The 25,413-nt window shown below is 34.5% G+C and carries 25 protein-coding genes and 1 pseudogene; 7 read left to right on the top strand and 19 right to left on the bottom strand.

Going from position 1 to position 25,413, the window contains the following annotated elements; all coding sequences use genetic code 11:
* Positions 1-121 precede the first annotated feature (121 nt).
* The 3 genes from adhE to CC90_RS0102990 all read left to right on the top strand — a co-directional run bounded on the left by adhE (position 122) and on the right by CC90_RS0102990 (position 3,743).
* Positions 122-2,743: a bifunctional acetaldehyde-CoA/alcohol dehydrogenase gene (gene adhE / locus CC90_RS0102995; protein ID WP_031389347.1), complete on the top strand. Its 2,622-nt coding sequence runs from the start codon at positions 122-124 to the stop codon at positions 2,741-2,743.
* A 114-nt stretch (positions 2,744-2,857) separates the two neighbouring features.
* Positions 2,858-3,112: a transposase gene (locus tag CC90_RS23550; RefSeq protein WP_081905851.1), complete on the top strand. Its 255-nt coding sequence runs from the start codon at positions 2,858-2,860 to the stop codon at positions 3,110-3,112.
* Positions 3,113-3,224: 112 nt separating this feature from the next.
* Complete coding sequence (locus CC90_RS0102990; protein WP_031389346.1) at positions 3,225-3,743, top strand: ferritin-like domain-containing protein; 519 nt, start codon at positions 3,225-3,227, stop codon at positions 3,741-3,743.
* Positions 3,744-4,135: 392 nt separating this feature from the next.
* Here CC90_RS0102990 and CC90_RS0102985 read toward each other — a convergent pair whose 3' ends face one another.
* The 3 genes from CC90_RS0102985 to CC90_RS0102975 all read right to left on the bottom strand — a co-directional run bounded on the left by CC90_RS0102985 (position 4,136) and on the right by CC90_RS0102975 (position 5,864).
* Entirely contained in the window at positions 4,136-4,678 is a 543-nt protein-coding gene (locus CC90_RS0102985; protein ID WP_242843235.1) for a polysaccharide deacetylase family protein, read from the bottom strand.
* A gap of 293 nt (positions 4,679-4,971) precedes the next feature.
* Positions 4,972-5,169 (bottom strand): hypothetical protein, encoded by a 198-nt coding sequence (locus tag CC90_RS0102980; RefSeq protein WP_031389344.1) that lies wholly within the window; start codon positions 5,167-5,169, stop codon positions 4,972-4,974.
* A gap of 122 nt (positions 5,170-5,291) precedes the next feature.
* The gene (locus CC90_RS0102975) at positions 5,292-5,864 is read right to left on the bottom strand and encodes a hypothetical protein (RefSeq protein ID WP_031389343.1); all 573 of its coding nucleotides are present in this window, start codon (positions 5,862-5,864) and stop codon (positions 5,292-5,294) included.
* Between the two features lie 263 nt (positions 5,865-6,127).
* Here CC90_RS0102975 and CC90_RS0102970 point away from each other — a divergent pair, with 263 nt between their 5' ends.
* A complete protein-coding gene (locus CC90_RS0102970; RefSeq protein WP_242843234.1) occupies positions 6,128-6,724 on the top strand; it encodes an IS3 family transposase in 597 nt (198 codons plus the stop codon).
* Here the strand turns inward: CC90_RS0102970 and CC90_RS0102965 are convergent.
* From CC90_RS0102965 to CC90_RS22890, 6 genes are all read right to left on the bottom strand, one after another.
* Positions 6,685-6,969: a MurR/RpiR family transcriptional regulator gene (locus CC90_RS0102965; RefSeq protein WP_031389341.1), complete on the bottom strand. Its 285-nt coding sequence runs from the start codon at positions 6,967-6,969 to the stop codon at positions 6,685-6,687. The genes CC90_RS0102970 and CC90_RS0102965 overlap by 40 nt on opposite strands.
* Before the next feature lie 627 nt (positions 6,970-7,596).
* Positions 7,597-8,253, bottom strand: a complete 657-nt coding sequence (locus CC90_RS0102955) for a transposase (protein ID WP_198528771.1) — start codon at positions 8,251-8,253, stop codon at positions 7,597-7,599.
* Between the two features lie 243 nt (positions 8,254-8,496).
* A complete protein-coding gene (locus CC90_RS0102950) occupies positions 8,497-9,990 on the bottom strand; it encodes an AMP-binding protein (RefSeq protein WP_031389338.1) in 1,494 nt (497 codons plus the stop codon).
* On the bottom strand, positions 9,944-10,930 hold the full coding sequence (locus CC90_RS0102945) for a hypothetical protein (protein WP_031389337.1): 987 nt from the start codon (positions 10,928-10,930) through the stop codon (positions 9,944-9,946). The genes CC90_RS0102950 and CC90_RS0102945 overlap by 47 nt, the downstream gene beginning before the upstream one ends.
* Positions 10,923-11,168, bottom strand: a complete 246-nt coding sequence (locus CC90_RS0102940; protein WP_031389336.1) for an acyl carrier protein — start codon at positions 11,166-11,168, stop codon at positions 10,923-10,925. Before CC90_RS0102940 ends, CC90_RS0102945 begins: the two co-directional genes overlap by 8 nt.
* A gap of 141 nt (positions 11,169-11,309) precedes the next feature.
* Entirely contained in the window at positions 11,310-13,049 is a 1,740-nt protein-coding gene (locus CC90_RS22890) for an ABC transporter ATP-binding protein (protein WP_051869257.1), read from the bottom strand.
* Positions 13,050-13,341: 292 nt separating this feature from the next.
* Between CC90_RS22890 and CC90_RS25255 the strand changes: the two are divergent.
* The 3 genes and pseudogenes from CC90_RS25255 to CC90_RS25100 all read left to right on the top strand — a co-directional run.
* Positions 13,342-13,650, top strand: a pseudogene (locus CC90_RS25255) (hypothetical protein); the annotation flags it as partial.
* Positions 13,651-13,950: 300 nt separating this feature from the next.
* Complete coding sequence (locus CC90_RS22885; protein WP_051869256.1) at positions 13,951-14,298, top strand: IS110 family transposase; 348 nt, start codon at positions 13,951-13,953, stop codon at positions 14,296-14,298.
* A gap of 243 nt (positions 14,299-14,541) precedes the next feature.
* On the top strand, positions 14,542-14,841 hold the full coding sequence (locus CC90_RS25100; RefSeq protein WP_051869255.1) for a transposase: 300 nt from the start codon (positions 14,542-14,544) through the stop codon (positions 14,839-14,841).
* A gap of 79 nt (positions 14,842-14,920) precedes the next feature.
* Here CC90_RS25100 and CC90_RS0102925 read toward each other — a convergent pair whose 3' ends face one another.
* The 10 genes from CC90_RS0102925 to CC90_RS0102880 form a co-directional block, all read right to left on the bottom strand.
* Positions 14,921-16,645 carry an ABC transporter ATP-binding protein gene (locus CC90_RS0102925; RefSeq protein ID WP_031389334.1) on the bottom strand — a complete coding sequence of 575 codons (1,725 nt, stop codon included), beginning with the start codon at positions 16,643-16,645 and terminating at the stop codon, positions 14,921-14,923.
* 57 nt (positions 16,646-16,702) lie between these two features.
* Positions 16,703-17,986 (bottom strand): phenylacetate--CoA ligase family protein, encoded by a 1,284-nt coding sequence (locus tag CC90_RS0102920; protein WP_031389333.1) that lies wholly within the window; start codon positions 17,984-17,986, stop codon positions 16,703-16,705.
* 9 nt (positions 17,987-17,995) lie between these two features.
* The gene (locus CC90_RS0102915; RefSeq protein WP_031389332.1) at positions 17,996-18,622 is read right to left on the bottom strand and encodes an NUDIX hydrolase; all 627 of its coding nucleotides are present in this window, start codon (positions 18,620-18,622) and stop codon (positions 17,996-17,998) included.
* A gap of 66 nt (positions 18,623-18,688) precedes the next feature.
* Positions 18,689-19,477, bottom strand: a complete 789-nt coding sequence (locus tag CC90_RS0102910; protein WP_031389331.1) for a multinuclear nonheme iron-dependent oxidase — start codon at positions 19,475-19,477, stop codon at positions 18,689-18,691.
* A complete protein-coding gene (locus tag CC90_RS0102905) occupies positions 19,470-20,573 on the bottom strand; it encodes an SDR family NAD(P)-dependent oxidoreductase (RefSeq protein WP_051869254.1) in 1,104 nt (367 codons plus the stop codon). Before CC90_RS0102905 ends, CC90_RS0102910 begins: the two co-directional genes overlap by 8 nt.
* A gap of 88 nt (positions 20,574-20,661) precedes the next feature.
* The gene (locus CC90_RS0102900) at positions 20,662-21,591 is read right to left on the bottom strand and encodes an aldo/keto reductase (RefSeq protein WP_051869253.1); all 930 of its coding nucleotides are present in this window, start codon (positions 21,589-21,591) and stop codon (positions 20,662-20,664) included.
* Positions 21,591-22,373, bottom strand: a complete 783-nt coding sequence (locus CC90_RS0102895; RefSeq protein WP_031389328.1) for a PIG-L deacetylase family protein — start codon at positions 22,371-22,373, stop codon at positions 21,591-21,593. The genes CC90_RS0102900 and CC90_RS0102895 overlap by 1 nt, the downstream gene beginning before the upstream one ends.
* Positions 22,374-22,874: 501 nt before the next feature.
* Entirely contained in the window at positions 22,875-23,870 is a 996-nt protein-coding gene (locus CC90_RS22875; RefSeq protein WP_031389327.1) for a glycosyltransferase family 2 protein, read from the bottom strand.
* A gap of 25 nt (positions 23,871-23,895) precedes the next feature.
* The gene (locus CC90_RS0102885) at positions 23,896-24,903 is read right to left on the bottom strand and encodes a hypothetical protein (RefSeq protein ID WP_031389326.1); all 1,008 of its coding nucleotides are present in this window, start codon (positions 24,901-24,903) and stop codon (positions 23,896-23,898) included.
* Between the two features lie 137 nt (positions 24,904-25,040).
* Entirely contained in the window at positions 25,041-25,316 is a 276-nt protein-coding gene (locus tag CC90_RS0102880) for an acyl carrier protein (protein ID WP_031389325.1), read from the bottom strand.
* Positions 25,317-25,413 lie beyond the last annotated feature (97 nt).

Raw genomic sequence — 25,413 nt, 5'->3', positions numbered from 1 at the left:
GAAACTCATAATTTTTTAATTGTTATTTTTTTAACAAATCTATTTACAAATACATTTTTTTCTGTTATATTCATCTCATAACCATTATGTTAATTTTTTAACAATCAAAAGGAGGATATCTATGTCTAATAAATTACAGCAACCCACCCCCAAGGAGCATGTTGATCAATTAGTAAAAAACGCACTCGGTGCACTAAATGATTTCTTATCCCTAGATCAAGAGGCAGTTGATAATATAGTTCATGAGATGGCTCTTGCAGGACTCGCAAAACAACAGGTCCTTGCTAAAATGGCAGTAGAAGAAACCGGAAAGGGAATCTACGAAGATAAGATTACAAAAAATATTTTTGCAACAGAATATGTATGGCATTCCATCAAATATCAGAAAACAGTTGGTATTATTGAAGATAACGAAGAAGAAGATTACATGATCGTGGCTGAGCCGGTAGGTATCGTTGCTGGTGTTACCCCTGTTACAAACCCCACCTCCACTACCATGTTCAAATGCTTAACTTGTATAAAGACCAGAAACCCGATTATTTTTGGTTTCCATCCCAGTTCCCAGCAATGCTCCAAGGAAGCCGCAAAAACCTTATATGAGGCAGCTATCAAGGCCGGTGCTCCGAAAAACTGTATACAATGGATTGAATATCCTTCCATCGAGGCTACCAGAGAACTAATGAATCATCCCGATGTATCTATGATTCTGGCTACCGGCGGATCAGGAATGGTTAAACAGGCCTATTCATGCGGAAAGCCTGCCCTTGGTGTAGGGCCTGGAAATGTTCCCTGTTTTATCGAAAAAACAGCAAATTTAAAGCGTGCCGTAAATGACCTGATATTATCCAAATCCTTTGATCACGGTATGATCTGTGCTTCCGAGCAGGCAGTAATTATCGAGGCTCCCGTATATGCTGAAGTTGTGGATCTGATGAAGAAGGATGGCTGCTACTTCGCAACAAAAGAAGAGATTAAACTTCTGGAACCCGTGGTAATTAATACAGCAACCGGTGCCGTTAATCCTGACATTGTCGGAAAGTCACCGTTCGATATTGCAGCACTGGCCGGAATTAGCATTCCTGTAAACGCTAAGATTTTATGTACGGAGTTAGATGGTGTTGGTCCGCAGTACCCTCTGTCCAAAGAGAAGCTTTCCCCCGTACTCGCTGTAATCAAGGCTCAGAACCTGGAGAAGAGTCTCCAGCTTTGTGAGAAGATGATTGCGCTTGGCGGCCTGGGCCATTCCTCTGTAATACATTCCAACGATGATGATGTCATTAAGACCTTCTCTGCTCGGATGAGAACCGGCCGTATCCTCGTAAATTCACCTTCCACACATGGTGCGATCGGTGATTTATATAATACAAATATGCCCTCTCTTACCTTAGGCTGCGGCTCTTACGGCGGTAACTCTACTACCCATAACGTATCCGCTGTCGATCTGGTAAATTATAAGCGTGTAGCAAAGAGGAGGAATAATATGCAATGGTTTAAGGTACCCAGTAAAATTTATTTTGAGTCCGGTTCAACCGCATATTTATCAAAAATGCCCAACATCACAAAAGCATTTATTGTAACCGACCCATCTATGACTCAATTAGGCTATGTCAGCAAGGTATTATATCAATTAAGAAAGCGTCCTGATTATGTACACAGTGAGATTTTCGACCAGGTTGAGCCTGATCCAAGCCTTGATACTATCCTGAAAGGCGTAGAAGAAATGAATAAATTCAAGCCCGACGTAATTATTGCACTGGGCGGCGGATCCGCTATTGATGCAGCTAAGGGCATGTGGTTATTCTATGAAGATCCGACTGCAGATTTCAAGAATATGTCCTTGAAGTTTTTAGATATCCGTAAACGTACCTATAAATTCCCTACCTTAGGTAAAAAGGCACAGTTTGTCGCAATTCCTACTACTTCCGGAACAGGCTCGGAGGTCACCTCCTTTGCTGTTATTTCGGATAAACAAGAAAATAAGAAATATCCTCTGGCAGATTATGAGTTGACACCTGATATTGCAATTATAGACCCTGACTTTGTTATGACCGTTCCCAAGAAATCAACCGCCTGGACCGGCATGGATGTGCTGACTCATGCAATTGAGGCATATATCTCAGTGGTAGCATCCGATTATACCGATGCACTGGCAATTCATGCAATTGATTTAGTCTTCAAGTATTTAAGAGAGTCTTATGACAAGGGTGCACAGAGTCCTGTCGCACGCGAGAAGATGCATAATGCTTCAACTATTGCCGGTATGGCATTTACCAATGCTTTCCTTGGAATTAACCATTCCCTGGCTCATAAGCTGGGCGGCGAGTATCATATTCCTCACGGTTGTGCAAACGCAATTTTATTACCCCATGTAATACGATACAATGGTGTTGATTGCCCCACTAAAGTTACATCCTTCCCGAAATATGAAAGTTATATTGTAGGTGATAAGATTTTTGAACTGATGAAAAAATTGGGAAGGAATCCGAAAAATAATGCTGACGCCGTAGAAATGCTGGCAAAAGAAGTAGAAGATCTCAATAAACATTTAGAAATTCCTAATAACTTAAAGGAATACGGAATCGATGAAAAAGATTTCCTCATCAAGCTCCCGGGACTTGCAGATCTGGCCTTCGGTGACCAATGTACAACAGCTAACCCCAGACTTCCTCTTGTATCTGAATTAGAGGAGCTTTACTTTTTGGCATACTATGGTAAAGACAATATTCCAAAAAAAGAGAAATAAGATACGCTTTATCTGTATAATAGGATAAAATAAATAAAGAGAGCGCAGGCCATTTGATATGATTCCCCTTAAGTAGACAAGGTAAATAACCTAAATCTACTTAGGGGATTTTTCATGTCAAAACGTAGGAAATATTCAGCGGAAGAAAAACTGACTATTGTCAAAAGATATCTTTCCGGAGAAGCTTCGCTTCGGGAAATTGGTTCAGAACTGGGATATTCCAATAAACAAGGATACCCAGGTTGTTTTAGTAGGTGGATATTTGGTAAATATCAAACCATGCGCCCAGCGTTTCCTTTGATTTCCACTTCTTCGGTTTCTTGTGCCGGTTTTTGCTTAATTATCATCGTATTCAGTTGTTATGCCTGACAGACAGGTTGCGCCGCAAATTGTTTGTATAACTATGGCCCTTTTTTGCATTCTTTTTTCTACTTCATATACGTATATATTACTATGTAGTTTCTATAGGAGGACCTTTATTATGAACAATGATTTTACCTGTAATATCTCCGTCAATCTACCGTATCCCGCCATTCAGCCCGAATGCCATAATCCTGAATATGCGTATGCTATGTTGAGCAATGTGGGCAGTAGCAATTCGGAAATGACCGCCGTGAGCCTTTACTTTTATAACAGCGTCATACTTAATCCAATCTACGCCGATTTTGCAATGTGTTTTCATGAAATCAGTATTGTGGAAATGCACCACTTAGATATGTTTGCAGAACTTGCCTATAAGATGGGAGCCGATCCGCGCTTATGGAGTGTACAAAACCGTAAGAAAGCCTATTGGACGCCGGCATACAATCATTATCCAAGAGAGGTCACCGAAGTCATCATTAACTCCATCAAAGGAGAGGAAGCGGCTATTCAAAAATATAGATACCAAGCTGATACCATACGGGATTCCAATATTGTAGATATCTTACATAGAATTATTCTGGACGAAGAACGACACATTGAGATATTCAACAATATGTTGTATTGTATTTCGAAATGAGCTGGTTTTTTCCACAAACCAGTCTAAAAATGTCTTAATTTATGAGACTATAACAGATGGAAAGAGGAGGTTGTTTTCCAATTTACGTATATATGTTCATGGGAGGATATGGTTAACAAAAAAGTAGCGATAAAACGGATTAATATAATATAAAATTTATGTAAGAGCCTTTGAATACGGGGGCTCTTTTACTAACTAAATTGTTTAAATGTCTCTATAATTATAAAAATTATGGAATGATATCGTATAATATATACTTTAACAACAGAATTATGATGTTCTATTATACTTTCAATCATTTAGTATACATATTTCAAACGAATGTGATATTTATTATTCATCCGTCCTATTAATCTTAATTTGTAACTTTCATCTCAATTGGTGCAGTTCACTTAATCAAACAATATCTCATCCACCGTCACAAAGTTATACCCCTCCTTCGTCAGCTCGTCTATGATGTTAAAAGCTGCCGTAACTGTAGACGGGTAATAATCATGCATCAAAATAATGTCGTTCTCCTCCGCCTTATTCACCACCTTCTCCGTGATGCAAGCTACATTAGTGGAGCACCAGTCAAGCGGGTCGATCGTCCACAGTACCGGGAACATGTTGAGCTCCGTTTCGAACTTTTTATCCCAGCTTCCATAAGGCGGGCGGACGTAGATCACATCATCTCCTGTGATTCCGCTGATGACTGCGTCGGTACGTATCAGCTCTTCCTTGAATTCCTTTCGATTTTTGCTGGTCAGCTGCGTATGATAAAAGGTATGATTTCCAATCACATGTCCTTCGTCATACATCCTCTTGATGATTTCCGGATATTTTTCCGCATTCATTCCGGTAACAAAAAAAGTTGCCTTAATCCCTCTTTTCTTAAGTCCATCTAAAATCTGCTCCGTATAATAAGGATGAGGGCCGTCGTCGGCTGGTGTCAAGTAAGGACTAAATTTTTTATTTTCAGGTTTGGTTTGTACAATATTTTTATTCCTAGAACCCATTTTATATGAAATAATTGGCCTATTATTTACTATGTAAAATGGATGCAAGCAACTTACGACATAATTGTTAAAAACGCCATCAAATTTCTCTAATAGTAGCTTTTATTAATTTATGTCATTAGAGCGAATTGGCCAAAGCTGTTATAAGAAAAGGATGCACCCCATAAAGCAAAAAAGTCTCATAGAATTGACTCTTATAAAGTGATCACTCTATGAAATTCTTTTTACAGTTACGGTACATTCACTTGAACATAAGTATCATCTTTTGTCTCTGTTATCGAAAGGATACCCTTTTTTGTCACGGCAAACCGCACATGTGCCTCGATGAATAACTTCTCTTCTTCCTGTTCGTTTGTCATAATACATATGACAATGTACATTGCCATCTCCATCATAGCACGCATAAAAATCACTTTGATTTTCTCCATTTTTTCCCCAAACGATAAGCCCTGATTCTAAATCCCTATCTTTCCATTTTTCAGCCATTTTTGTCCCCCTAATTTGTCAATATACTATACCACTGCCACACTTACTCTTTGTGTCAACAATATCACACGTTTATTATTCCCTTATAACCATTCATAACAATTCGTGCATCAAAAATGTAGTTGCTTAGCACGTCTTCTATGCAACTAATGTATAATGATTCACACTTATTATATTTTAATGTTATTTTATTCTCCATAATAGTAAAGTAAGTATGCACTTCATCACCATTAGATTCTTCACGACTTACGGTACAATTTCGAATTGAAGCTCCTCCCCAATGTTCTTGGAGAGATTTATCAAAATCAGATGCCCACCTACCTGTGGCAGGAACCAAAAGAAAAGGCCCACCTTCACCAATCGTTTTGCAGTAATGAGATAATTGGTTGCCATGTGTATCAATGTTAAATCGTGCGTTTATTAGTCCTTCATCAATCGAGATATCTATGCCTATACGAGTAAAATTGTCGAGTATGTACGTGTCACTATATACAGGATAAATCCTACCATCGAGTTCATACATAGGACCTGTCGGCCGTGCTATCATATTTGAATTTTCACGATAATCATTATACGCTGCTGTTGCCTTACAAAACGCAATTAGTCTTTGAATTGCAGGATCAGATTCAATTTCCACTTATTGATGCGCGGAACTCTTCTGGTGTTATTCATTGATCATCCTGAAATTCCTTGGCCGGTATTACTCTCATTGAGATTCCTACCTCTTCGCTAATTTCACTTGCGATGGTTAGATACTCCTGATAGTATTCTTCTTTTATTTGAGCACTTGGAGCATTTGATGCGAAAGCTGTTAATGATAATGAAAACAAAGAGATTACTAATATCGATGTTCTTATTGCGTATTTAATTTTCTTAGCTGTATCTGACTTTAGTGACCAGTTGAAAAATATATTAGAAGAACAATTTAATCCAGAGCAACCGGATGCTGTTTGGTGCTCGGATATTACCTATATATGGACTTTTGAAGGCTTTGTTTATTTGACAAGTATTATGGACTTATATTCCAGAAAAATTATTTCCTGGGTATTAAGTGATACACTGGAATCAAAGTGGGTAATAGAAGCCCTTAAGAAGGCAAAAAGGGTTCGGAATATAGATAATCCTTTAGTAATACACAGCGACAGAGGCGTTCAGTACGTATGTAGTGACTATTTCAAGGAAACGGCAGAAATGCAACGTAGCTACTCAAAGAAAGCATATCCATGGGATAATGCTTGCATAGAATCCTTTCATGCACTGATAAAGAGAGAATGGATTAACCGCTTTAAAATATTAGATTATGACCATGCCTACCGGCTTGTATTTCAGTATATAGAAACATTCTATAATACTGTTAGAATACATAGTCATTGCGACTATCTCTCACCGGATAAATATGAAAAAAAGTTTTGGCAGGAATTAAAGAAAATCGAATTAAAGTTGGATAATTTTAAAGGCTATGAAAAAAGTTCACGTTTAACTTGTACTTTTTCTTGACATAGTACCAGGCTCTGATAATGCACCTCTGCAATATAGTCCTTCATAAACTCTTTCCAGCCGTCATACCCCATGGACTTTGCAAAGCGGACCACTGTCGCCTTTGATGTGTAGGTACGTTCCGCAATTTCACTTATGGTATACTTATAAGCATTTCCCTGCTCCTGAATAATAAATTCTCCTACTGCATGTCTGGCATCAGTATACCTCATCATGGTTTCTTCAATCCTTTGAAATAAAAACATGTTCTTCTCCCCCATGTAGTTTCTATGCAAATAGATCACACATTTTTTGAATTACTTTAAAAAGTATACCATATGTCATACAAACCGGACAATCATCGGCAGGATATCCTGTTCCACTGTTCCGTATTTCCATCGTAGTATCCCTGGACTTCTTTCATAATGGACACCCCTTTCTTCCTTTTATATCGTTATTATATATCAAACAGGCGTAAATTTCCTAGAAAAGAGATCCCTTTTGAAGATAATTTCTATAATTCTCATATACATATGTATATCCAACTATTTTTCCTTCCGCATGACCTTCTGCTAGTTTTTCAAATAGAGTTTCAAGAAACTTTTGAAATATTCTTCCGTTAAAAGCTTGGTCAACAATATCCAAAATATTTTGTACGTCTTCAATTTTTGTCAAATCATATGAGTTTAATGCTTTATCAATATATGGTTTGCAATTCCAAACTTCATTTTTTCTATTAGCATTTATTTCTTTCTGATAAAGATTAGGGTGTCAAAAGGCATATTAAAACAGCCTGATTTTTAGTTTGTACCTTGAAAATTTAACACGATTTGACTTTTGCGAAGAAAGAAACTGGATAGGAAGGAATAAATCCGGAAGTGTTTTCGTCTTATTTATGCTGCTTCTGTTTTTGGCGTATACCACTCTAAGCTGTCTGTATAGTCCAACAGCTTCTGGAAATTCAGTGCCGCTATATTTAACCCAAAATGCAGGCGGGTTCGCTTTACTCCATGCACCGATATCTTGTCAACGTCATACCTTCTGCGTAACAGGGTGGGAATTGCTTCAACTCCGTTTCGGAAATGGGCCAGTTCACGAAATTCTTCTGTTTTCATGTAACGGAGCATTTTTGCCCGGTTCACGGCTTTCCAGGAAAGCGCCCTTATCGCCTGGTTTCCCTGGATACGGGGACAGCATTGCTCCACATAGGGGCAGCGCTCGCAGTCTTCTCTTTTGAAATATGCGGCGCAACGATTATTGGGTGGGTCATATCTCGTATAATACGGGTGTTTTTGAGCGATGCATTCCAGTAATTCCGTTCCATCTTCGCTGAATTGGAACTCTGCAAAAATATCTGCCGGCTTCTTGCTGGTGAAATTTGCTGTAACAAGCTTTATTTGATACGCTGCTGCAGCTTTTACGTCTGCTTCCCCGCTGTATGCTCCATCTGCTACAAGCGTTACCATTTTACCATAAACAGGCTGCTTCTCCAGATAATCATTTAGGAACTGGTTGTCACTGTAGACGTTCTGCCCATAAGCATAATCCACAACAAGACTTCCATTTGTGCCAACACTCTCCACTATGTTTCCTACATAGCCGAGATGTTTTGCTCCTGCTTTTTTTCGGAAAATTCATTCAAAAATAATCACTTTTAGGCTTGACTTTTAACAGTTAGTTTTTTATTTTTCTCTGGATGAAAATTTAGATATAAATTATTTCGAATTTGAAAGTATAATTAACAAAATTAACCCCAAGCTAGTAGTTGTAGGTGCATCCTTATATATAATTTATCATAGCATTTCCTCTATTAACTTTTTCTTGTCTAATTTTCCATTTATGGACATTGGAAATTGATTAACCTTTATAAATCTATGTGGAATATGAATAGGCAATAACCGAGTTTCTAAAAATTTCCTTATATCCTTTAAATCTATTGTATTAGAAGCAATATAAAAAGATATCAGTAGATTACTTTCATATAAAACAATACAATCTTCAATTTTATGTTCTTTATATTTGAGTATAAAACTCTTAATTTCGTTCAAATCTACTCGAACCCCGCCAATTTTTTTTTGTTCATCTTTTCTGCCAACTAAATATAAATTTCCTCCTTTTATATATCCCAAATCACCAGTTGCATAGCATTTTTTTTGATTATTAGTTTTAAAAGATGTATGATTACTGTCATTATAATATCCATGTGTCATATACTCTGTTTCAATATATATCTCCCCAACATCCTCTTTGTTATATTTAGTAAAAGTATCAGCACCATCATTCATAACATAAATATTAGTATCGTTGATTGGTTTACCTACCGGAACAATTTCATCTGAAAAATTATCTGGAATACGTGCAAATACTTTTGCTAACGTAGTTTCCGTAGGGCCGTATAGATTTACTAATATTGTATGATTGCCATAATTAGAATACCAAGCTTTTACAATATCCGGCGGCAATACTTCGCCAGCAATTAACATGTACCTTAGTTTTTCAAAATAATCTTTATTAAAGGTAAAATTCATTAAACTTCTCAGTATAGAAGGCGTAGTATGCAAATAAGTAATTTGGGAGTTATGCAAAAATTTACCAAACAGCCTTGGAACTAAAATAATATTTCTATTTACCAATTGTATTTTAGCACCAGAACATAAAGGAGTAAAAACATCTCTTAAATATGGGTCAAATGCAGGGGATGTCATTTGTGCAAATGTATCCGTATTGTTTACATTAAACTCATTTATTTCCCACTTAACAAAATGAAGCAAACTTCTGTTCACACCTAAAATTGCTTTAGGTTTACCTGTTGAACCAGATGTAAAATATATATATATATCATCCTCTTCTTTATAATCTTGAAGATTATAAACTATAGATGCTGGTTCCCTATTTGAGAGTATATCTTCTATAAATATGAATTGTATATTTATTTCTTTTATTGCATCAATAATATGAGGCGATACTTTTTTGTCAACTATCAAAAAGTCACATTCTAATGATGTAAGACAATCTCGTAATTTATCTATAGGATGTGTAATATCTAAAGGCATAAAAATATTCTTAGAATACAATATTCCTAATATTCCGTATATATAATATTCCGATGAAGTAAATAATAGCGGAATAATTTTTTTTTTAAAATTCATAGCTTTCGAAATATAGGAACTAATCAAATAAGCTTTTTTAAAAAGTTCATTATAGCTTATCAAATTTTCGTCAGTAATGATTGCATCTTTATCATTGTTGTTTTGATATGATTTGTATAACATTGCTTGAAGAGTCATGTTTTTTCTCCAACTGGCTTAATTGATTATAAATCATATTTTCAATATCAGCTATCTCAATAAACTTATTTTGTATTGACTGAAGTTTTACCCGAAAACCTGAATTTCTATAATATAATTTCATATAATAATTATTTATTTTTTCGTATAATAAACCACAGATATTCATTTGATCTGCTAAACTAACCAAATTTTTTTTATTGTCATCATTAAGCATACTCAAGTTATTAAATAAATAGCTTAACCCATATCGACTGTCGGCAATAAATTTTAAATTTCTTACGTTAGAGCAAAAGAAAACATCATCTCTATAATCAAATAATTCATAGGTTGTTTTTACTTCTGATAATCTCTGGGCAAAAGAAACAATATCTTCAGTTATTTGCTTTATATTGGTTCTTTCCTTGATATGATTCAAAATAACATCAGAGCTAATTTTGCTATCAGTAGGATTGTGCCGAAGAACACGGATTGTTTTACAACCTGATAGAAAATATTCAAATGGCAATTCTATTTGAAACATATTAAAGTAAGGATCATCACATATGATTTTTTTTTGTTTATAGTTTATATCTTTAACCTGAATAAAATGTGGTATACTTAATTTCCGATAGCCTTTATGCCACGGACATTCAAAAGAATCAATATGAATAATTACATCAATTTCCACAGAATCTTTATTCGATACTAATTGTATAACGGATTCCATTTTAGAAGAATCAAAAGAAATTATTTCTGTAGACAGTCCTTGATATTCTTTTAAATATACATTTTCATAATCCCTTAAAGGAATTGATAGTGATTGGGATATATTCTTAGTGTTATCGTGTGAAAAACACCAGCTGTTGCAAAACATAAGATAATCAGCAACATAATATTTTTTACATATATTATATAAACAAAATTGAAGGCAATTCAAATGAGAAGTTATGCTATACATTATCTTTTTCACCAATTTTTTTATTTACTAATTGTGTTAATAAGCTCATTGATCTAAGCTTCTCTATATCTATATCATCAATATCAAACTCTATTTCATACTTTTCTTCAATTTCAGAAATTAATAGTATAAATTTTAAAGAATCAAACCCATAATCGGTTATTAAATCAGTTTCCTCAGTAATTTGATAATTTTTTTCTTCTGAAATTTCAAAAACTATCTTAAAAAGTGTATCCATAAAGCAACTCCTCCGTAATATAAAATTAAAAATTATGAAACTCCACACTCGCATAATAGGGATATTCATTTATTGTAAAATAAACAGCCACTTACTCGTTTATGATAGATTAAGTTGTTAAACAACAATCACCATGTCTTTTTACTGATTTAAAAATAACGTTTGATATACCTCACACTCCTTACTTAAATTCTCGTGCGAATCATCACCTACAATATGTCCATTATCCAATACAATGACTCGATTACAGGATTTTACAGCAGATAATCTATGTGCAATCGAAATTACTGTCCTCCCGCGCGAATAAGCATCCAACGCTTTTTGAACCAATTCTTCGGTTTCATAATCAAGAGCGCTTGTGGCTTCATCAAAAATCAAAAAAGGAGTGTCGGCGAGTCCAGCCCGTGCAATAGCCAGCCGTTGTTTTTGCCCTACCGAAAGCTTTATCCCGCGTTCACCAATTATAGTATCATATTTATCAGGAAGCGAATGGATAAAATCATAAATCTGCGCCATTCGACATGCCTCATCAAGCCTCCGGTCATCAGCTTTACTATCAACCATTAACAAATTATCGCGGATGGTAAGATTAAACAGAAAAGGCTCCTGCGCCACATTTCCTATAATTCGATGTAATGATTGCTTTTCAAGGGTGTTTAATAATATACCATTTACTGTTACTTCACCGTCTATTGGTTCATATATATTCATGATCAGCTTTGCCAACGTAGTTTTACCGCTACCGCTTTTTCCTACCACCGCAATGCGTTCTCCAGCTTTTATAGACAGATTGATGTTATGTAATACTTTGATAATCTCATTATATGAAAAAGAAACATTCTTTAATATAAAAATGTCGTGGAAGCCCTGTAGTTTTTTTGTCCGTGCAGTAACATTATCGTTCCTCGGTCTCAGTATTTCTAATACACGGTCAATAGATGGTTTTTGGGTTGCTAGAGATATATCGAAATCTATTATCGCACTTACGCTTGCAAAAAGAGTTTCATAGTAAAGCATAAAGACAAGAAGTCCGCCCACACTTAAATGCTCGCCCAAAATAAGCAATCCACCGAGGAAATAGATATTCATGCGGGTTATGAACAAATCCTTAAAAGCTATAACCCCTCGATTAAGAAACCAAAATATCTGTCGTTTAACAAATAGAGGCGAAAGCACATCCCAATGTGCCGAAAACTTATCGCTCTCCTGTCTTTCATTATTCAGTGCTTTTACTTCCCGCCAACTCTGTAATGATGTATGAACAAACCCTTCATATTGACCATACCTATTACGATACTGTTCTGAAATCTCTCCTCCTTTTTTCTTGAGGGTTTTTGTGAGCAGAAAAGAGAACGGTATCATAGCAAATCCGAATAGCGCTAATGGCCATGAGATAAAGAGAAGAACTACTCCATATACAATCATAATACCCCAATGATATAGATATCCAACGATTTGATTACCAAAGAAATCCTGACAGGCGCTAATATCGGATTGCATCCTCGTGTTCAAATCTCCCACGTCGAAAGCCTCATACTCTTTTGCAGGCATGGCCGCATACATCTTCAATATATTTATGCGAAGACGCGCACAAAAAAGTTGAAAACATTTATTAGTAACTACACGCTGTGCTAATAATAATCCTGTATCGATGACAAACATAGCAACATAACCGGTCACCACCGGGAAGATGAGTATGATTTCTTTATTGATGAGCACTTGATCAACAAACAGCTTATAAAAAACAGGAGTAATTGCACCGGTAACAAGCAATCCTGCTTTTATGCCCAACAGTCCAGATAGATACTGTTTATTTGGCATCAACGGTATCAGTCGTTTATATATAACTGGACGCACAGCCTGACGTTTTTTCGACTTCATATTAATCTCCATTCCGCTGCTTTATGGCGGTACAAATAGTGACGAAAGTATTCACTTTCCTTAACTTCCGTAAAATAATTGCTTTAGAAGCTATGCTACAAAGCACGGGAGGAGGAGTTGTAAATTCTTTCTCGTTTTAGACAGCATATAAATCAGTGTAAGTTCTGCCTATTCAAGCACAAATAAGTGGCTCTATAAGACCGTACACTAAGAATTTTAACACCTTGGTTAATTGTGTGGCAGATCAGTCAATGGCTTCTTACTTTATTACGAAAGGAGCATGACTATGAAAGTTCAATGTGCCCATGTAGCCGTTAAATCCAGCACTTCGCCTTACTACAAAAAAATTTGAATCCATCTCAAAACGCTGTGGTAAAAAAAGAGCCACTATTACAATCGCCCGAAGATTCTCACAGCTATCTACCAGATGCTTTCTACTGGTGAAATATGGAATCCAAGCAATCTCTACAAACTTGATATGCCTGTTACCTTAGTTGAAAAGCAGAAGGAAAAGACTATCAAACAATCTAAGAAGTTGCCCTTACGGCAGCTTGTTAAAGAGTGCCAACTTTGGCTGTCCCCTACTTTTCTTTCACACTAACTAACATTTTGCCGCTTTGCGGCAACACAAATACGAATGAAGTGTGTTGCTGACTTTTACAGCAAATTCCTTTCTTGTATAATTACCCCAGCAGGTACACTACAGAACACGGGAGGGAGAGTCGAATATTCACCCTCCATCCGGTCGGTCTCAAGTCCGCACACTAACATGTGCCGGTTTCCTTTTCAAGCACAAATCAGTGTGTTTTAAACACGTCGCTAATCTTTGTTTTAGCAAAGCCTTGCGTTTTATTATGCTGGGAAACCAGTCAATGCCTGCTTCTTTTGAAAGGAGGCTTTTATGTTACGTATCGTTCATCGTAATTGTGCCGGTATGGACGTTCACAAAAAAATCATTGTCGTCCGTATTGCCACTACTGATTTTAAAGGTGTTACTTCTTACAAAAAGAAACGCTTTAGCACCTTTAATTCTAATCTTAAATCTTATCGCGACTGGCTCCTACGGAGTCGTTGCACCGATGTCTGCATGGACTCAACCGGCAAGTATTGGATTCCTATCTTCAATGTCCTTGAAGAACATATTCATGTGGTAGTTGCCAACCCCAAATATATTCGTGCAATCAAAGGTCAGAAAACTGATGATAAGGATGCCATGTGGATTGTTCCGCTATCGTTCAAAACTTGTTAATGACCGTTCCAGCGAGAAAATGAGACTTCAGAACTCCCTTACTATCTCTAACATTTCTTTAGCTTCTGTTCTTACGGATTCTTTAGGCAGCTCTGCGTCGAGTATATTGACTATCTTCTCTCCACAGACTCCTTCAATCCTGAACACTGTAAATCTCTTTTACTACGCAGTGCAAAGAACAAAGCGGATGATGTTATTGCTTCCATCTTAGGCTATGAGATTTCCAATGACCAGTCTTTAAAAATGAAACTCTGCCGAGAACATGTGAATTATATCTCTCACATTGTTTCTAAACTTGATGAGAGCATCTCCGGATTATCTCAGCCTTATTATACTGAGCTAATAAAACTTGCCTCTGATGTCCCTGGTTTTACCACAAAATCTGCCAGCTACATCATCGCCGAAAATGGAGCTGATATGACGGTTTTTAAATCTGCTAAGCATCTATGCTCTTGGGCCGGGCTACCCCTCAGAATAATGAGAGTGCCGGGAAAAAGATTAGAAAGGGAAGGGCATACCATTCCGCCTCCTGCGATAGCCTGATACCATTTCTACATAGTCTTTTCTAAAGGCGGTAATACTGTCGCTCTTTTTAACTTGTTTAAAACCTAGGAATATGACTTCACACTACCTCCTTGTTATATTGCGCGGCATACAATTCATCATATTCCACACAATTACCAAAAAGTTGACTATGATGAGCGCAAGCGGCCAAGTGACCTTCCGCAAGCACTGCCACGCGATCGGAATCACTTATCGTGGAAAGCCTGTGAGCAATAATCAACACAGTCCGTCCTTCGGCCAGATCATTCCATGACTCCTTGACCACTTCTTCATTCTCCGCATCCAATGAACTTGTAGCCTCATCGAAAATCAATATTTTGGGGTTTTTTAAGAAAATACGTGCAATCGCCAATCTTTGCTTTTGTCCACCCGATAGCCCTTGACTGCCTTTACCGACCACTGTATCAATGCCATGTGGCAAGGATTTAATATAACCTAAAAGATTTGCTTTTTGTAATGCGTCATCCATTTCACCCTCTGATGCGTCAGATCTGGCTATTAAAAGGTTTTGCCGGATTGTTCCATCAAATAATAAAGCATCTTGCCAAACGATTCCTATTTGGCGGCGCAGACTTTCCAAATTTACGTTGTTAATGTTCTGACCGTCAATATAGATAACGCCATTATCCGGTTGGAAAAAAGCCAGCATGAGATTAGCTATTGTGCTTTTACCCGCTCCACTTTTCCCCACCAGCGCAACCTTTTCACCATTATTTATAATTATATTTATATCACGCAAAACATCCATTCCTGGCTGGTACGCAAAATCAACATGTCTAAACTCCACGACACCGTGGGTAACAATAAGGGGAGTCTCATAGCGTTCTTCACTTTCCTGTTCAAGTAACCAGCGGACGCGTTCAACACCTGTCATATTGTTTTGTATCGCAACCCATTTTTGTGAAATTTCTGTTAATTGGGCGGATACAATTTCAAAATATGCAGCTATAGAAACAAATGCACCTACCGAAAATTGTTCACGCCATATAAAATAGCCACACAAAATATAAACAATCATCTTTGCCGCAAGCGTAACACCTGTTCCAACCCTTTCCGATATGATTTCTATCCTGTTTGTTTCAATGGAATAACGCATGATTCTTATGTACTTTTTCGCAAACTGGAATATTATCCTACTGCTGGCTGCGAGTGTTACAACCTCACGCATTCCTTTAAGAATTTCATAAAGCCATGATTGCAGTATTCCATCTTCTGTCCGTGTTTTTGTATATATCACTTTTACTTTATTACCAAACCGACGGGTCAGATATGTCATTAGAGGAGTAACCGTCACTGTCACAAATCCTATATACACGTTAAAATAAAATATCATCCCAAGTGCAATCAACAAACTGATAACCCCTGCGCTAAGATACAATACATTCCAATGAATAAAATGCATAAACTCGTCCGTGTCATCCCGTATACGCTTGACAATATCCCCTGTCTGTATATCGTATAATGTCTTTGCTTTCAAGCTGAATGTCTTATCAAACAGTGCCTTTCTTACGGTAAATAAAAATCTGGTCATTAAATGCGCCCATGTAATATTAAGCGTAAAATGAAGAATCTGCCCTATAAGAAACAAACCACCATATAAAAACACGATCTGTATAAATACGCTTCTATTTTTATCATAAAATACTTCATCCACCAGTCTGCCAAACAGATAGGGATATGCTGAACCAATGAAGGTCGTGGTAATGATACAGAAATATAAAAGTATAAAGTAAGATTTAAAATTCCTTGCAAACTGCCATATCAGCTTTAGGTTACCTTTCATTGCCGCCTCTCTTAAGTGCCACTACACAAAATTTCATAATTTGCATATGTAATTCACTTATAATATATTAGTAAATATCTCCGGTTTTAATCCTTCATTCTCATCTGAATATGGATAAGTATAAAAAAAACTAATTTGAAAACAATCAAAATTTTCAATTTGGAATGAGCTTATTTCAAGAAAAGTTTTTCTAAATTCTTTTCTATAGTTATAATCTACCAAACAGTAAACTGTAATATGATATGGTTGATCTTGAATTATCTTTATTTTAGTTAAATTATAGTAACTATATTTATAATGAATACCCCTCAGTACTTTACGGAATATTTCAGTACCAAAATACTTAGTATTGATTAGTTTATCCTTTTCTCTTCCTCCACACAAATTAATAATAGGACTTTCGTTGCCGCACTTACATTTTTCATAACTCAATGTGGCCGCATCACCCAGATAATATTTAAAAAAGGGAAACGATTTATGCAATTTACTTGTAATAATAACATCACCTAAAGCATTACTTTTTTCAATGAGGTTGCCGTTGTTGTCAACTAAATCTAATTTAATATACTGATTATTAGTGTGCATATTGCCATACAAACAATCATAGCCTAAATTCCAAACCTCTCGACAACCATACTGATTGATTATTCTTGAGTTAAAGCATTCCGAAATTTCTTTTATCTCATAATCATATAATTTTTGACTGGTCGTTTCAATAAATGAAATTCTTAAATCTCTGACCTTATCAACAAAATTATTGTTTATAATGAACTCATATAATTTTCGCAATACTAATGTAGTGCACAATATCCACCTAGGTCGCGTAGCTACTAAATGATTGAAAATTAGTGGCATATCCATTTCGAGTGTAGATCTATACCTTATCTTCTTTAAAATGGGATCTATTGGTTCTAAAAGAAGAAACCCATTTTTCATATTTGCATTTGAATCAATGGTTTTTCTTTTCTCTATTAGATATTTTGACTCCCAAAGTTTTTCGCTTGAAGTTTTCAATACAGTAAATGGATATCCTGTTGAACCAGTAGTACTTTCAAGAAACCATCTTTTTTCATTATCAATTATTTCCCGATCATAATTACCAGAAAGGTGTTTCACATCGTGAAAAATATCTATTAAACTTTTACTGTCCATATATGGCATAAAATCTTTTGTAATGTACTCCCTTATATTATCTTCAATAATATTTTTTGTAATTACAGGCATATTTGAATAAATTTCTTCTATTGTATTACAATCGACATGATCTTGAAAATATTTACTATAAAAAATATTATTATCTTTTAAATAATTTATATGCTGGATCAAATCATTATTAGTCATTTTCACCTCTTAATCAAATATGACTTCCCATTTTTCATTATAGAATGCTTCAAAGCACATTTGAATTTGGCTATAGGTAGTCTTATCTTCATCTAAAATAGGCAATTCATCAAATAAAAAAAATTGACTTTCTGTAGTCTCAAAGTTCGGCTGAAAACTACCTCCTACAATAGAGCATAGAATAAAAACTTTACAAATTCCGTATGCAAATTTCGGCCAATTATGTTTATTTCTATCTTGTATGGCAATAATTCTCAAGGGTTCAATATCTAAACCTGTTTCTTCCTTTACTTCTCTTCTAGTACTTGTGGCAATAGTTTCATTGTAATCAATCCAACCACCTGGTAAAGCCCATTTCCCTTGTTCTTTTACAAGTAATATTTTACTTTCGCTAAACATTGCTGCTCGCGTTTCTATTTTGGGCGTTTGATATCCTGTTTCGTTACAAAATAAGTCTTTAACTTTTTCAATTGAAAAACCAGTTTTCATAGCCATGATCTGAGCAGATATTTCTCTCACTCTTTCAAACCGTTCTTGATCGTAATGATCTTTTGTGTATGTTAAACCATTTTGAGCGATTGATTGTAATTCCATGGCCAGCTTAATTAACATATCTAAATCGTTAGTTAGTTCCATAACTTCCTCCATTTAGTAATATTAAATTACTTTTTCTATTGTTAATTTTTACATATTATTTCTATTTCAAAAAAAATCAAAGAATTTCTTGATTTGTGAAGCAATAGTACTTTCATTTTCATTTCCATAACCATTATATTCAAGGGATATAATCTCGGGGTTTGTTCGGCAAAGAACCCAATCCAATAATGCAAAATCTTCATCTTCCATTGCTTGATGTGAATCCATAAGAACTCCTTTTTTATCTGCTCCACATCCATTAATATGAATCTCTTTCACTCTGTTTAACAATAATGACTCTAAATATCCATGGATATCCCATCCATGAAATCTTGCCGTAATTTTTGCATGCGTTATATCTAAAAGTAACGATACATCATTATCATGCAATAATCTATTAATTTGGTCTGGAAAAATGTAAGGAACAAATTTGTAAAATCGCTGATCTACTAGACAATCTGGAGTATTTTCAATCAGCAAAGGTACAGATAATGCTTTTTTAAATTCATTAATTACCGACGTCATATTCGCAAATATTTTTTCATCTGTGAACATATCACGACTTTCATCTTGAGTTAATGCAATATGAATACCATATTGTGGAGAACCGCATTGCATAATTAGTTTATTTAAATAGGTAAAATCTACCTGACTCAAACTTATCATACCTGTCCTAAGCGAAAAACCAATTCCACCGTGTAACAAAATAGGACGAAGATCACGAATTTCATGCATTCTCTCTTTAAAGTCTTTTTGCTCACCGGCTTTTATATAATCAATATCTATAGAGTTTGATTTTATCAAATTGCGTAATGCTAGAGACCAATTACATCCAAGTTTATATTTTTTACTCATTAACGGCCTCTTCATTTCTTTTCTTACTATTTGGTTTTTTTTCAATTTGATACTGTGGAACGATTCTGCGAATATAATCTAATAGATCTTCTGCATATAAATGTTGCAAAAGGTCATATACCCTCTCTAAAATATTGTGACAATCCTCTTGCGACTCACAGATATAAATGTTTTCAATTGAGGATTTTCGTAATATTTCAGTCGAATAGCAAAGTTCTTCAAATAAGCTTTCTCCCTCACGAACTGATGTATATTGTATTTCAACTTCATGATAATCAATACCAAGCATTTTTATTATTTCTTTTGCCAAGTCTGTTATTCTAACAGACTGCTTCATATCACACAAAAAAAGATCTCCCTCATTGTATAAAACGGCTGATGAAAGTATTAAACTCACAGCATCGCTTATTGACATAAAGTACCGTTTCATGTCCGGATGCGTTATAGTAATTTTCTTTTTTGCGAACAATTGCTCAATAAAAATTTCCGAGACACTACCGCTACTTTGAAATACATTTCCAAATCGAACAATTGTATAATAACTTGAAGTTAATGAATTGAAGTATTTTACCAATATTTCGCCAATTCTTTTAGTTACACCCATAACACTGCTAGGGTTAACCGCTTTATCTGATGACAAATAAATAAAATGCTTAATACTAAATGCTATAGCTGCGTTAAGCATATTTAGAGTACCAAGCACATTACATTTTATTGCTTCAGAAGGATTTTTTTCCGCTATTGGTACATGCTTATAAGCAGCAGCATGTATAATAATATTGGGCTGATATTTTTGAAAAATATGCTCAATCAATTTATAATCTAAAACAGAACCCAATGTCAAAGTAATAATGTCCTTCTCAATTTCTTCCGAAAAATCATTTGACATAGTAAATAAAGATAACTCGTTTACATCAAAAACAATAATTTTTTTTGGATTATACTGAATGATTTTTTTGCAAAGTTCTTTTCCAATTGAACCGCCTCCTCCTGTAATAAGAATGATTTGATTATACAACAGGTTTTTAATATCCATATTGCTACCAATATCTATTCTATCACAAATAATTTGATATTTATGAGCTGCATTATACATATTATTTTTCTCCTAAAATTTAAAGTTTTAGACACTTCCCTTTATTAATCATAACGAGCACTATTATGCTTTAGAAACTGAATATGCTTTAGAAACTGAGTAACGATTGATATTCTTCACTTTTTAGTATAAAATTAATAGCTGAAAAACTATCTAGCAAATCCGAAGCGGTGCGACATCCTATAACCGGTATTGCATTCAGTGGGCTTGAGCGAATAAAGCTCAAAATTGGATAAGTTAATGGTACGCCATATTTGTCTGAAATATATCGAAGTTTTCTAAAGACTTCTCTATTTTCTTTAGTATCAAAGCATTTTTGTCGATAACCAAACTCTTTTTGGATTTCCATATAATAGAAATAACCTTTTGCTTGTGATGAAAATGCAAAAATTGGTAATCCACTTATCATATATTTATCATAATCTTCTGCATCCATACATCTCATGCCATAATTATCATATATACTACGAATGGGTACACCAACGGACCATTGTATTTGTGAGCATAAAAAACCCTGTTGATTGGTTCTCCTGGCATATTCATTTGCTTCATGAATTCGATCAAATTTCCAATTTGACGCACCAAAAAACTTTATTTTTCCCTCTGCAACAAAAAGATTCAAATAATCTATAATAACACCTACGGGAATATCGGGATCATCCCTATGTAACCAAAAGAGGTCAATATAGTCTGTTTTCAATGCTTTTAAGCTTAAATGTAAATCTATTTCAATTTCTTTTTTAGATAGACGAAATTTGTTTCCTTGCTCAGGATGTCCGGCCTTCGTTGAAATAATAACATTTTCTCGTATTGCATTTTTCTTAAGCCATCTTCCAATAAAAATTTCACTTACACCTCCACAATAACTACGTGCCGTATCAATACAAACTCCTCCATTTTGAAAAAAAGTACTTAGAATGTTTTCTACATTACGCAAATCCATTACTTCTTTTTTAAAATTGGTTCCTAAAACTAAATTACCAATATTTATTTCATGGCAATCACAAGAAATCTGCATTATATTACCCCATTCAAATTTTCGATTTCACTAATAAAATCACTATATTTCATTGTAATAAATGCCTCAGAATGTGTCCAAGGTGTTGTATTTTTAAATTTGTTCTTTATATTGAATTTATATTCTAATAATACAAAATTTTCATCCCATAGAATTCTAGACATGTTATGGACTCTTCCATACATATCAATATGATTAATATAATCATATTGTAAAAGTTGAGAATCGTAAATTCTCATTGCCTCTTTCTTACTGTCTATTTGGTCCGTAATATTTATTACTAAATTAGGAGACAGCAATGTCCAAACTTCATATTTTAATATGTTAAATTGGAATGTAAATTTGTTTTTAATTGCATGAAACAATAATATATTAGTCATGAAATGATCTAATTGCATATCAAATAAGTGTGGTAAGCAAATAAGGTCTGGTTTAAAATTTTCAATAATATTAGTCAATCTATTTATTATCGCAGAACTAATCTCAATATTTTGATCAACTAAATTTAAGAATTCATAAGAATTAACGTTAAAATATTGCAATACTTTTAGGGCTTCTTTCTTCCGTTGAAAGGGATCATTTTTATCAGTTATTTTCCTTTCACCATTCGTTAAGTATACAATATGAAAAACTGCATTATCCTTTAATGATTTTATTATAGAACCTCCACATGCAATTACTTCATCATCGGGATGTGGCGATAGTATCAGTATTCTCTTGCCGGGCAAAGAAACATTTCTAAAGCAATTTGTTTTATTATTATAGAATTCTTTATAATCCATATATCATCTCCATGGAAACAAAGCACAGATACTTTCTAATATTAAAAGGACTTTTATTAATAATATTTTTCATCAACTATATGGTCAAAATTAACTCTTAGATTTTAACCCTTCCAGATGCTGTTAATACGCTTGTTCATTATTTTGAAATTGATGACAAAACAATGTCACTTAATTAAAAAAATTTATATCAAGAGTAGCGGTTTCGGTTCGGATGAGACCGCTATTTTATGAAATAAAACTTAAAAATATTACAAAACAGTTGACCGATTCACAAAAAATGTTGCCCCTTGATATATACACTTTTACAGGGGATACCTCTTAGCGATACTATACGAATCTGGTGGAGTTGCTTCCACTGGCTAGCTTTAAGACAGTCTCCCTACCCCATGAAATTAAATCTATTCATGTTAATTGGAAGTTCATATTAAGCCAGATAGTTTTCAAGACAACCGATAAGGAGATGATAACTCCCGAAAGTCTTATTTCCCTTTTTGACAATCATTTCATTCCTATAATTTTGCTACATAGAAAAGCCGCTCTTTCTATACCCAGTAATTTCACCGCAATGCGGACTAGGTGAAGCGAGAAGCTCTTTGTATATACACTAACAGAAATATATTTTTTTAATAAATTCTCATGTGTGTGTTTTTCATCAACATTTTTAAATAGTGAGTGAAGTGAAAGGGATATAAACCATAAATACGAGAAATTATCGCAAAGCATTACTTTTAATTTTTTGTTAATCTGAGATGTCTTTACAAAGTCTATATTATTCTTTATAACCAATAACTTATCATTTTCTGTCTTTAAATTTATATTGCTTCTTGCACTTACCGCTCCTTGACGGTTAAAGCGGTAATGGTAAACTTCTTTATCAAAACAAGTTATTGTTTTAGCGTTTATAAGAACCCGAAACATCAAATCAACATCTTCAAACCGAATTCCCGGCTTAAAAAAAAGCTTATTATCAATTAAATGTCTTCTTTTGATAGCATAGCACCACGGATACCATGGATATAACCTTTTTACACATAATATTCTTTCCAAATACTCTAATCCATGCATAGTTATATTTTTCCCAAAAATATTTAGGGGTAAGTTATCTTTAGTTATGGTATTCAAGTAATAATCAAATATTTCATAATTAAATACTACCACATCGCATTTAAGATGCAGTACCATCTTTGCTAAATCCGCCAACATGTTATCCAACCAATAGTCATCATCATCAAGAAAAATAATATATTCACCTTTAGCTTTTATCACTCCTATATTTCTAGCCTCTGATGTCCCCTTGTTTGTTTGGGTATAAATTTTAATTCTATTATCATGCCGTGCCATTTTCCGGCAAACTTCCTGCGATTTATCTGTAGATCCATCATCCACAATCAGAATTTCAAAATCACTAAAATCTTGCTTCAAAATGCTCATAACGCATTCTTCGATATAATCTTCCACATTGTAAGCAGGAATTATAAACGTAAACAAAGGCATCTATCTTTCTCCTAATATAAGTACGTCAAAAATTATAGTTACTCAACAAACTCACAGTTACTTTTATTTCTTTCATTTCCATATCCCTCACCCTTTGTAAAATATCATTAACATCTGTAAGCAATTTTTTATTCTTAGAGAATTTAAATTTAAGCATTTTACCTCTTATAATATAAGCTAACCTTTCAATTTCATTGTAGGTACTCTGTTGGTATTTTAATTCAGCATAGCCTTTCTCTGTCAAGTATATCACCCTTTTTAACATACATGACTTGTGTTCCCATAATATATGCCAAAGTCTAATGTCAAAATATGCCTTATCTTTATTAAGTAAGTCTAAGTATAAAAAGAATCCTTTGTATATATCCATACCCCAATAGAACTTCAGTCCCTTTCCTGCCCCACCATTTCTTATGGCATATTCAGGATATTTTATTGACAAATCGTCTGCATCTAGGTATTCCTGCAATTTAGTCCTTATCACTATTGGATTCAGTTCAACGGCTATATCCTTTATTTTTTTTATTTTATACCCCGTTTCGTTTATGATTGCGTTCATAAAATCTTCAAACAAAACCGTATGGTTTCCATAAATATTATTTGCCCTAAATCCAGAAGCATAGAATTCATTTTCTCCATAGCCAAATATTTGCATCGCATGAAAAAAATGATGATTTTTATAAAATACTCTATCTGGAATACTGAATTCGTCTACTACAACTTCAACATACCAATCATTATCAATATGCCCTATGATACGTTCACATATATTTGAACCGCTTACACAGAGGTCGTTCTGTTCAAAATCATGGGTCTCAATATATCCATCTATGTCAACTCCACAGAAATCCAAATAATGAGCGTATCTATCAAAGAAATTATCCTTCAAAAAATTCAGATGAATGTAATTCATGTAAAAAACCGAAAAGAATGTCTTATTTGTTAACAGTATTTCCAGATCATATGCATGATGTAAAAATCCTATAACTGGCGATGTGGCTATTGGTAGTATTTTTTTTTTGCTTCTTTCCATCTTTATAATCACTTTCTGCTAATGTATATATAGTCTTCAATCCTTGCAGGCTTAAATAATATAGTGACACATCTTGTAAAACCTATAGATACACCTTACAGCAAATTATACCGATATGTAAATCTGCATTTTGTAAGCTATTCATTCTGCCGTTCCTCCGTTTTTTTCTCCAAAGCCTCTGATACGTTACTTGCCAGTTTATTTAATGTGTTGGAATGAGTTATGACAAGACATTCATCAGGATATTCCACCTCAAAGGCTTCTTCTAATGCGACAACAATGCTGATAAATTTAATTGAATCCATACCCATAGAAACTAAATCTTCATTTTCGTCCATGCTTTTCACAAATTCAAAATCAACGCCTAAAACGCTTGATATTATTTCGTAGATGTTATATTTATTCATTTTCATTTGAACCTTCCTTTATATAAAGATACTTTCCAAACGAATATACTATTTGTCTTTGTTAAATAGCGGCTCACAATCAAGTCTCTCCCAAAGAGAATAT

The sequence above is a fragment of the Kineothrix alysoides genome, assembly GCF_000732725.1.
In the GTDB taxonomy this organism is placed as follows: domain Bacteria; phylum Bacillota; class Clostridia; order Lachnospirales; family Lachnospiraceae; genus Kineothrix; species Kineothrix alysoides.
This window is presented reverse-complemented; position numbering and strand designations above follow the sequence as displayed.

What these genes read in the sequence shown, in the direction of transcription:
- CC90_RS0102880 (WP_031389325.1), bottom strand. Translation starts at nt 25,316, where the DNA reads ATGAAAATGAATAAATATAACATCTACGAAATAATATCAAGCGTTTTA.
- CC90_RS22885 (WP_051869256.1), top strand. Translation starts at nt 13,951, where the DNA reads ATGTTACGTATCGTTCATCGTAATTGTGCCGGTATGGACGTTCACAAA.
- CC90_RS0102915 (WP_031389332.1), bottom strand. Translation starts at nt 18,622, where the DNA reads ATGGAACTAACTAACGATTTAGATATGTTAATTAAGCTGGCCATGGAA.
- CC90_RS22875 (WP_031389327.1), bottom strand. Translation starts at nt 23,870, where the DNA reads ATGCCTTTGTTTACGTTTATAATTCCTGCTTACAATGTGGAAGATTAT.
- CC90_RS23550 (WP_081905851.1), top strand. Translation starts at nt 2,858, where the DNA reads ATGTCAAAACGTAGGAAATATTCAGCGGAAGAAAAACTGACTATTGTC.
- CC90_RS0102940 (WP_031389336.1), bottom strand. Translation starts at nt 11,168, where the DNA reads ATGGATACACTTTTTAAGATAGTTTTTGAAATTTCAGAAGAAAAAAAT.
- CC90_RS0102980 (WP_031389344.1), bottom strand. Translation starts at nt 5,169, where the DNA reads ATGGAGAAAATCAAAGTGATTTTTATGCGTGCTATGATGGAGATGGCA.
- CC90_RS0102905 (WP_051869254.1), bottom strand. Translation starts at nt 20,573, where the DNA reads ATGTATAATGCAGCTCATAAATATCAAATTATTTGTGATAGAATAGAT.
- CC90_RS0102885 (WP_031389326.1), bottom strand. Translation starts at nt 24,903, where the DNA reads ATGGAAAGAAGCAAAAAAAAAATACTACCAATAGCCACATCGCCAGTT.
- CC90_RS25100 (WP_051869255.1), top strand. Translation starts at nt 14,542, where the DNA reads ATGAAACTCTGCCGAGAACATGTGAATTATATCTCTCACATTGTTTCT.
- CC90_RS0102895 (WP_031389328.1), bottom strand. Translation starts at nt 22,373, where the DNA reads ATGGATTATAAAGAATTCTATAATAATAAAACAAATTGCTTTAGAAAT.
- CC90_RS0102990 (WP_031389346.1), top strand. Translation starts at nt 3,225, where the DNA reads ATGAACAATGATTTTACCTGTAATATCTCCGTCAATCTACCGTATCCC.
- CC90_RS0102945 (WP_031389337.1), bottom strand. Translation starts at nt 10,930, where the DNA reads ATGTATAGCATAACTTCTCATTTGAATTGCCTTCAATTTTGTTTATAT.
- CC90_RS0102965 (WP_031389341.1), bottom strand. Translation starts at nt 6,969, where the DNA reads ATGTTTTTATTTCAAAGGATTGAAGAAACCATGATGAGGTATACTGAT.
- CC90_RS0102925 (WP_031389334.1), bottom strand. Translation starts at nt 16,645, where the DNA reads ATGAAAGGTAACCTAAAGCTGATATGGCAGTTTGCAAGGAATTTTAAA.
- CC90_RS0102910 (WP_031389331.1), bottom strand. Translation starts at nt 19,477, where the DNA reads ATGAGTAAAAAATATAAACTTGGATGTAATTGGTCTCTAGCATTACGC.
- adhE (WP_031389347.1), top strand. Translation starts at nt 122, where the DNA reads ATGTCTAATAAATTACAGCAACCCACCCCCAAGGAGCATGTTGATCAA.
- CC90_RS0102920 (WP_031389333.1), bottom strand. Translation starts at nt 17,986, where the DNA reads ATGACTAATAATGATTTGATCCAGCATATAAATTATTTAAAAGATAAT.
- CC90_RS22890 (WP_051869257.1), bottom strand. Translation starts at nt 13,049, where the DNA reads ATGAAGTCGAAAAAACGTCAGGCTGTGCGTCCAGTTATATATAAACGA.
- CC90_RS0102900 (WP_051869253.1), bottom strand. Translation starts at nt 21,591, where the DNA reads ATGCAGATTTCTTGTGATTGCCATGAAATAAATATTGGTAATTTAGTT.
- CC90_RS0102950 (WP_031389338.1), bottom strand. Translation starts at nt 9,990, where the DNA reads ATGACTCTTCAAGCAATGTTATACAAATCATATCAAAACAACAATGAT.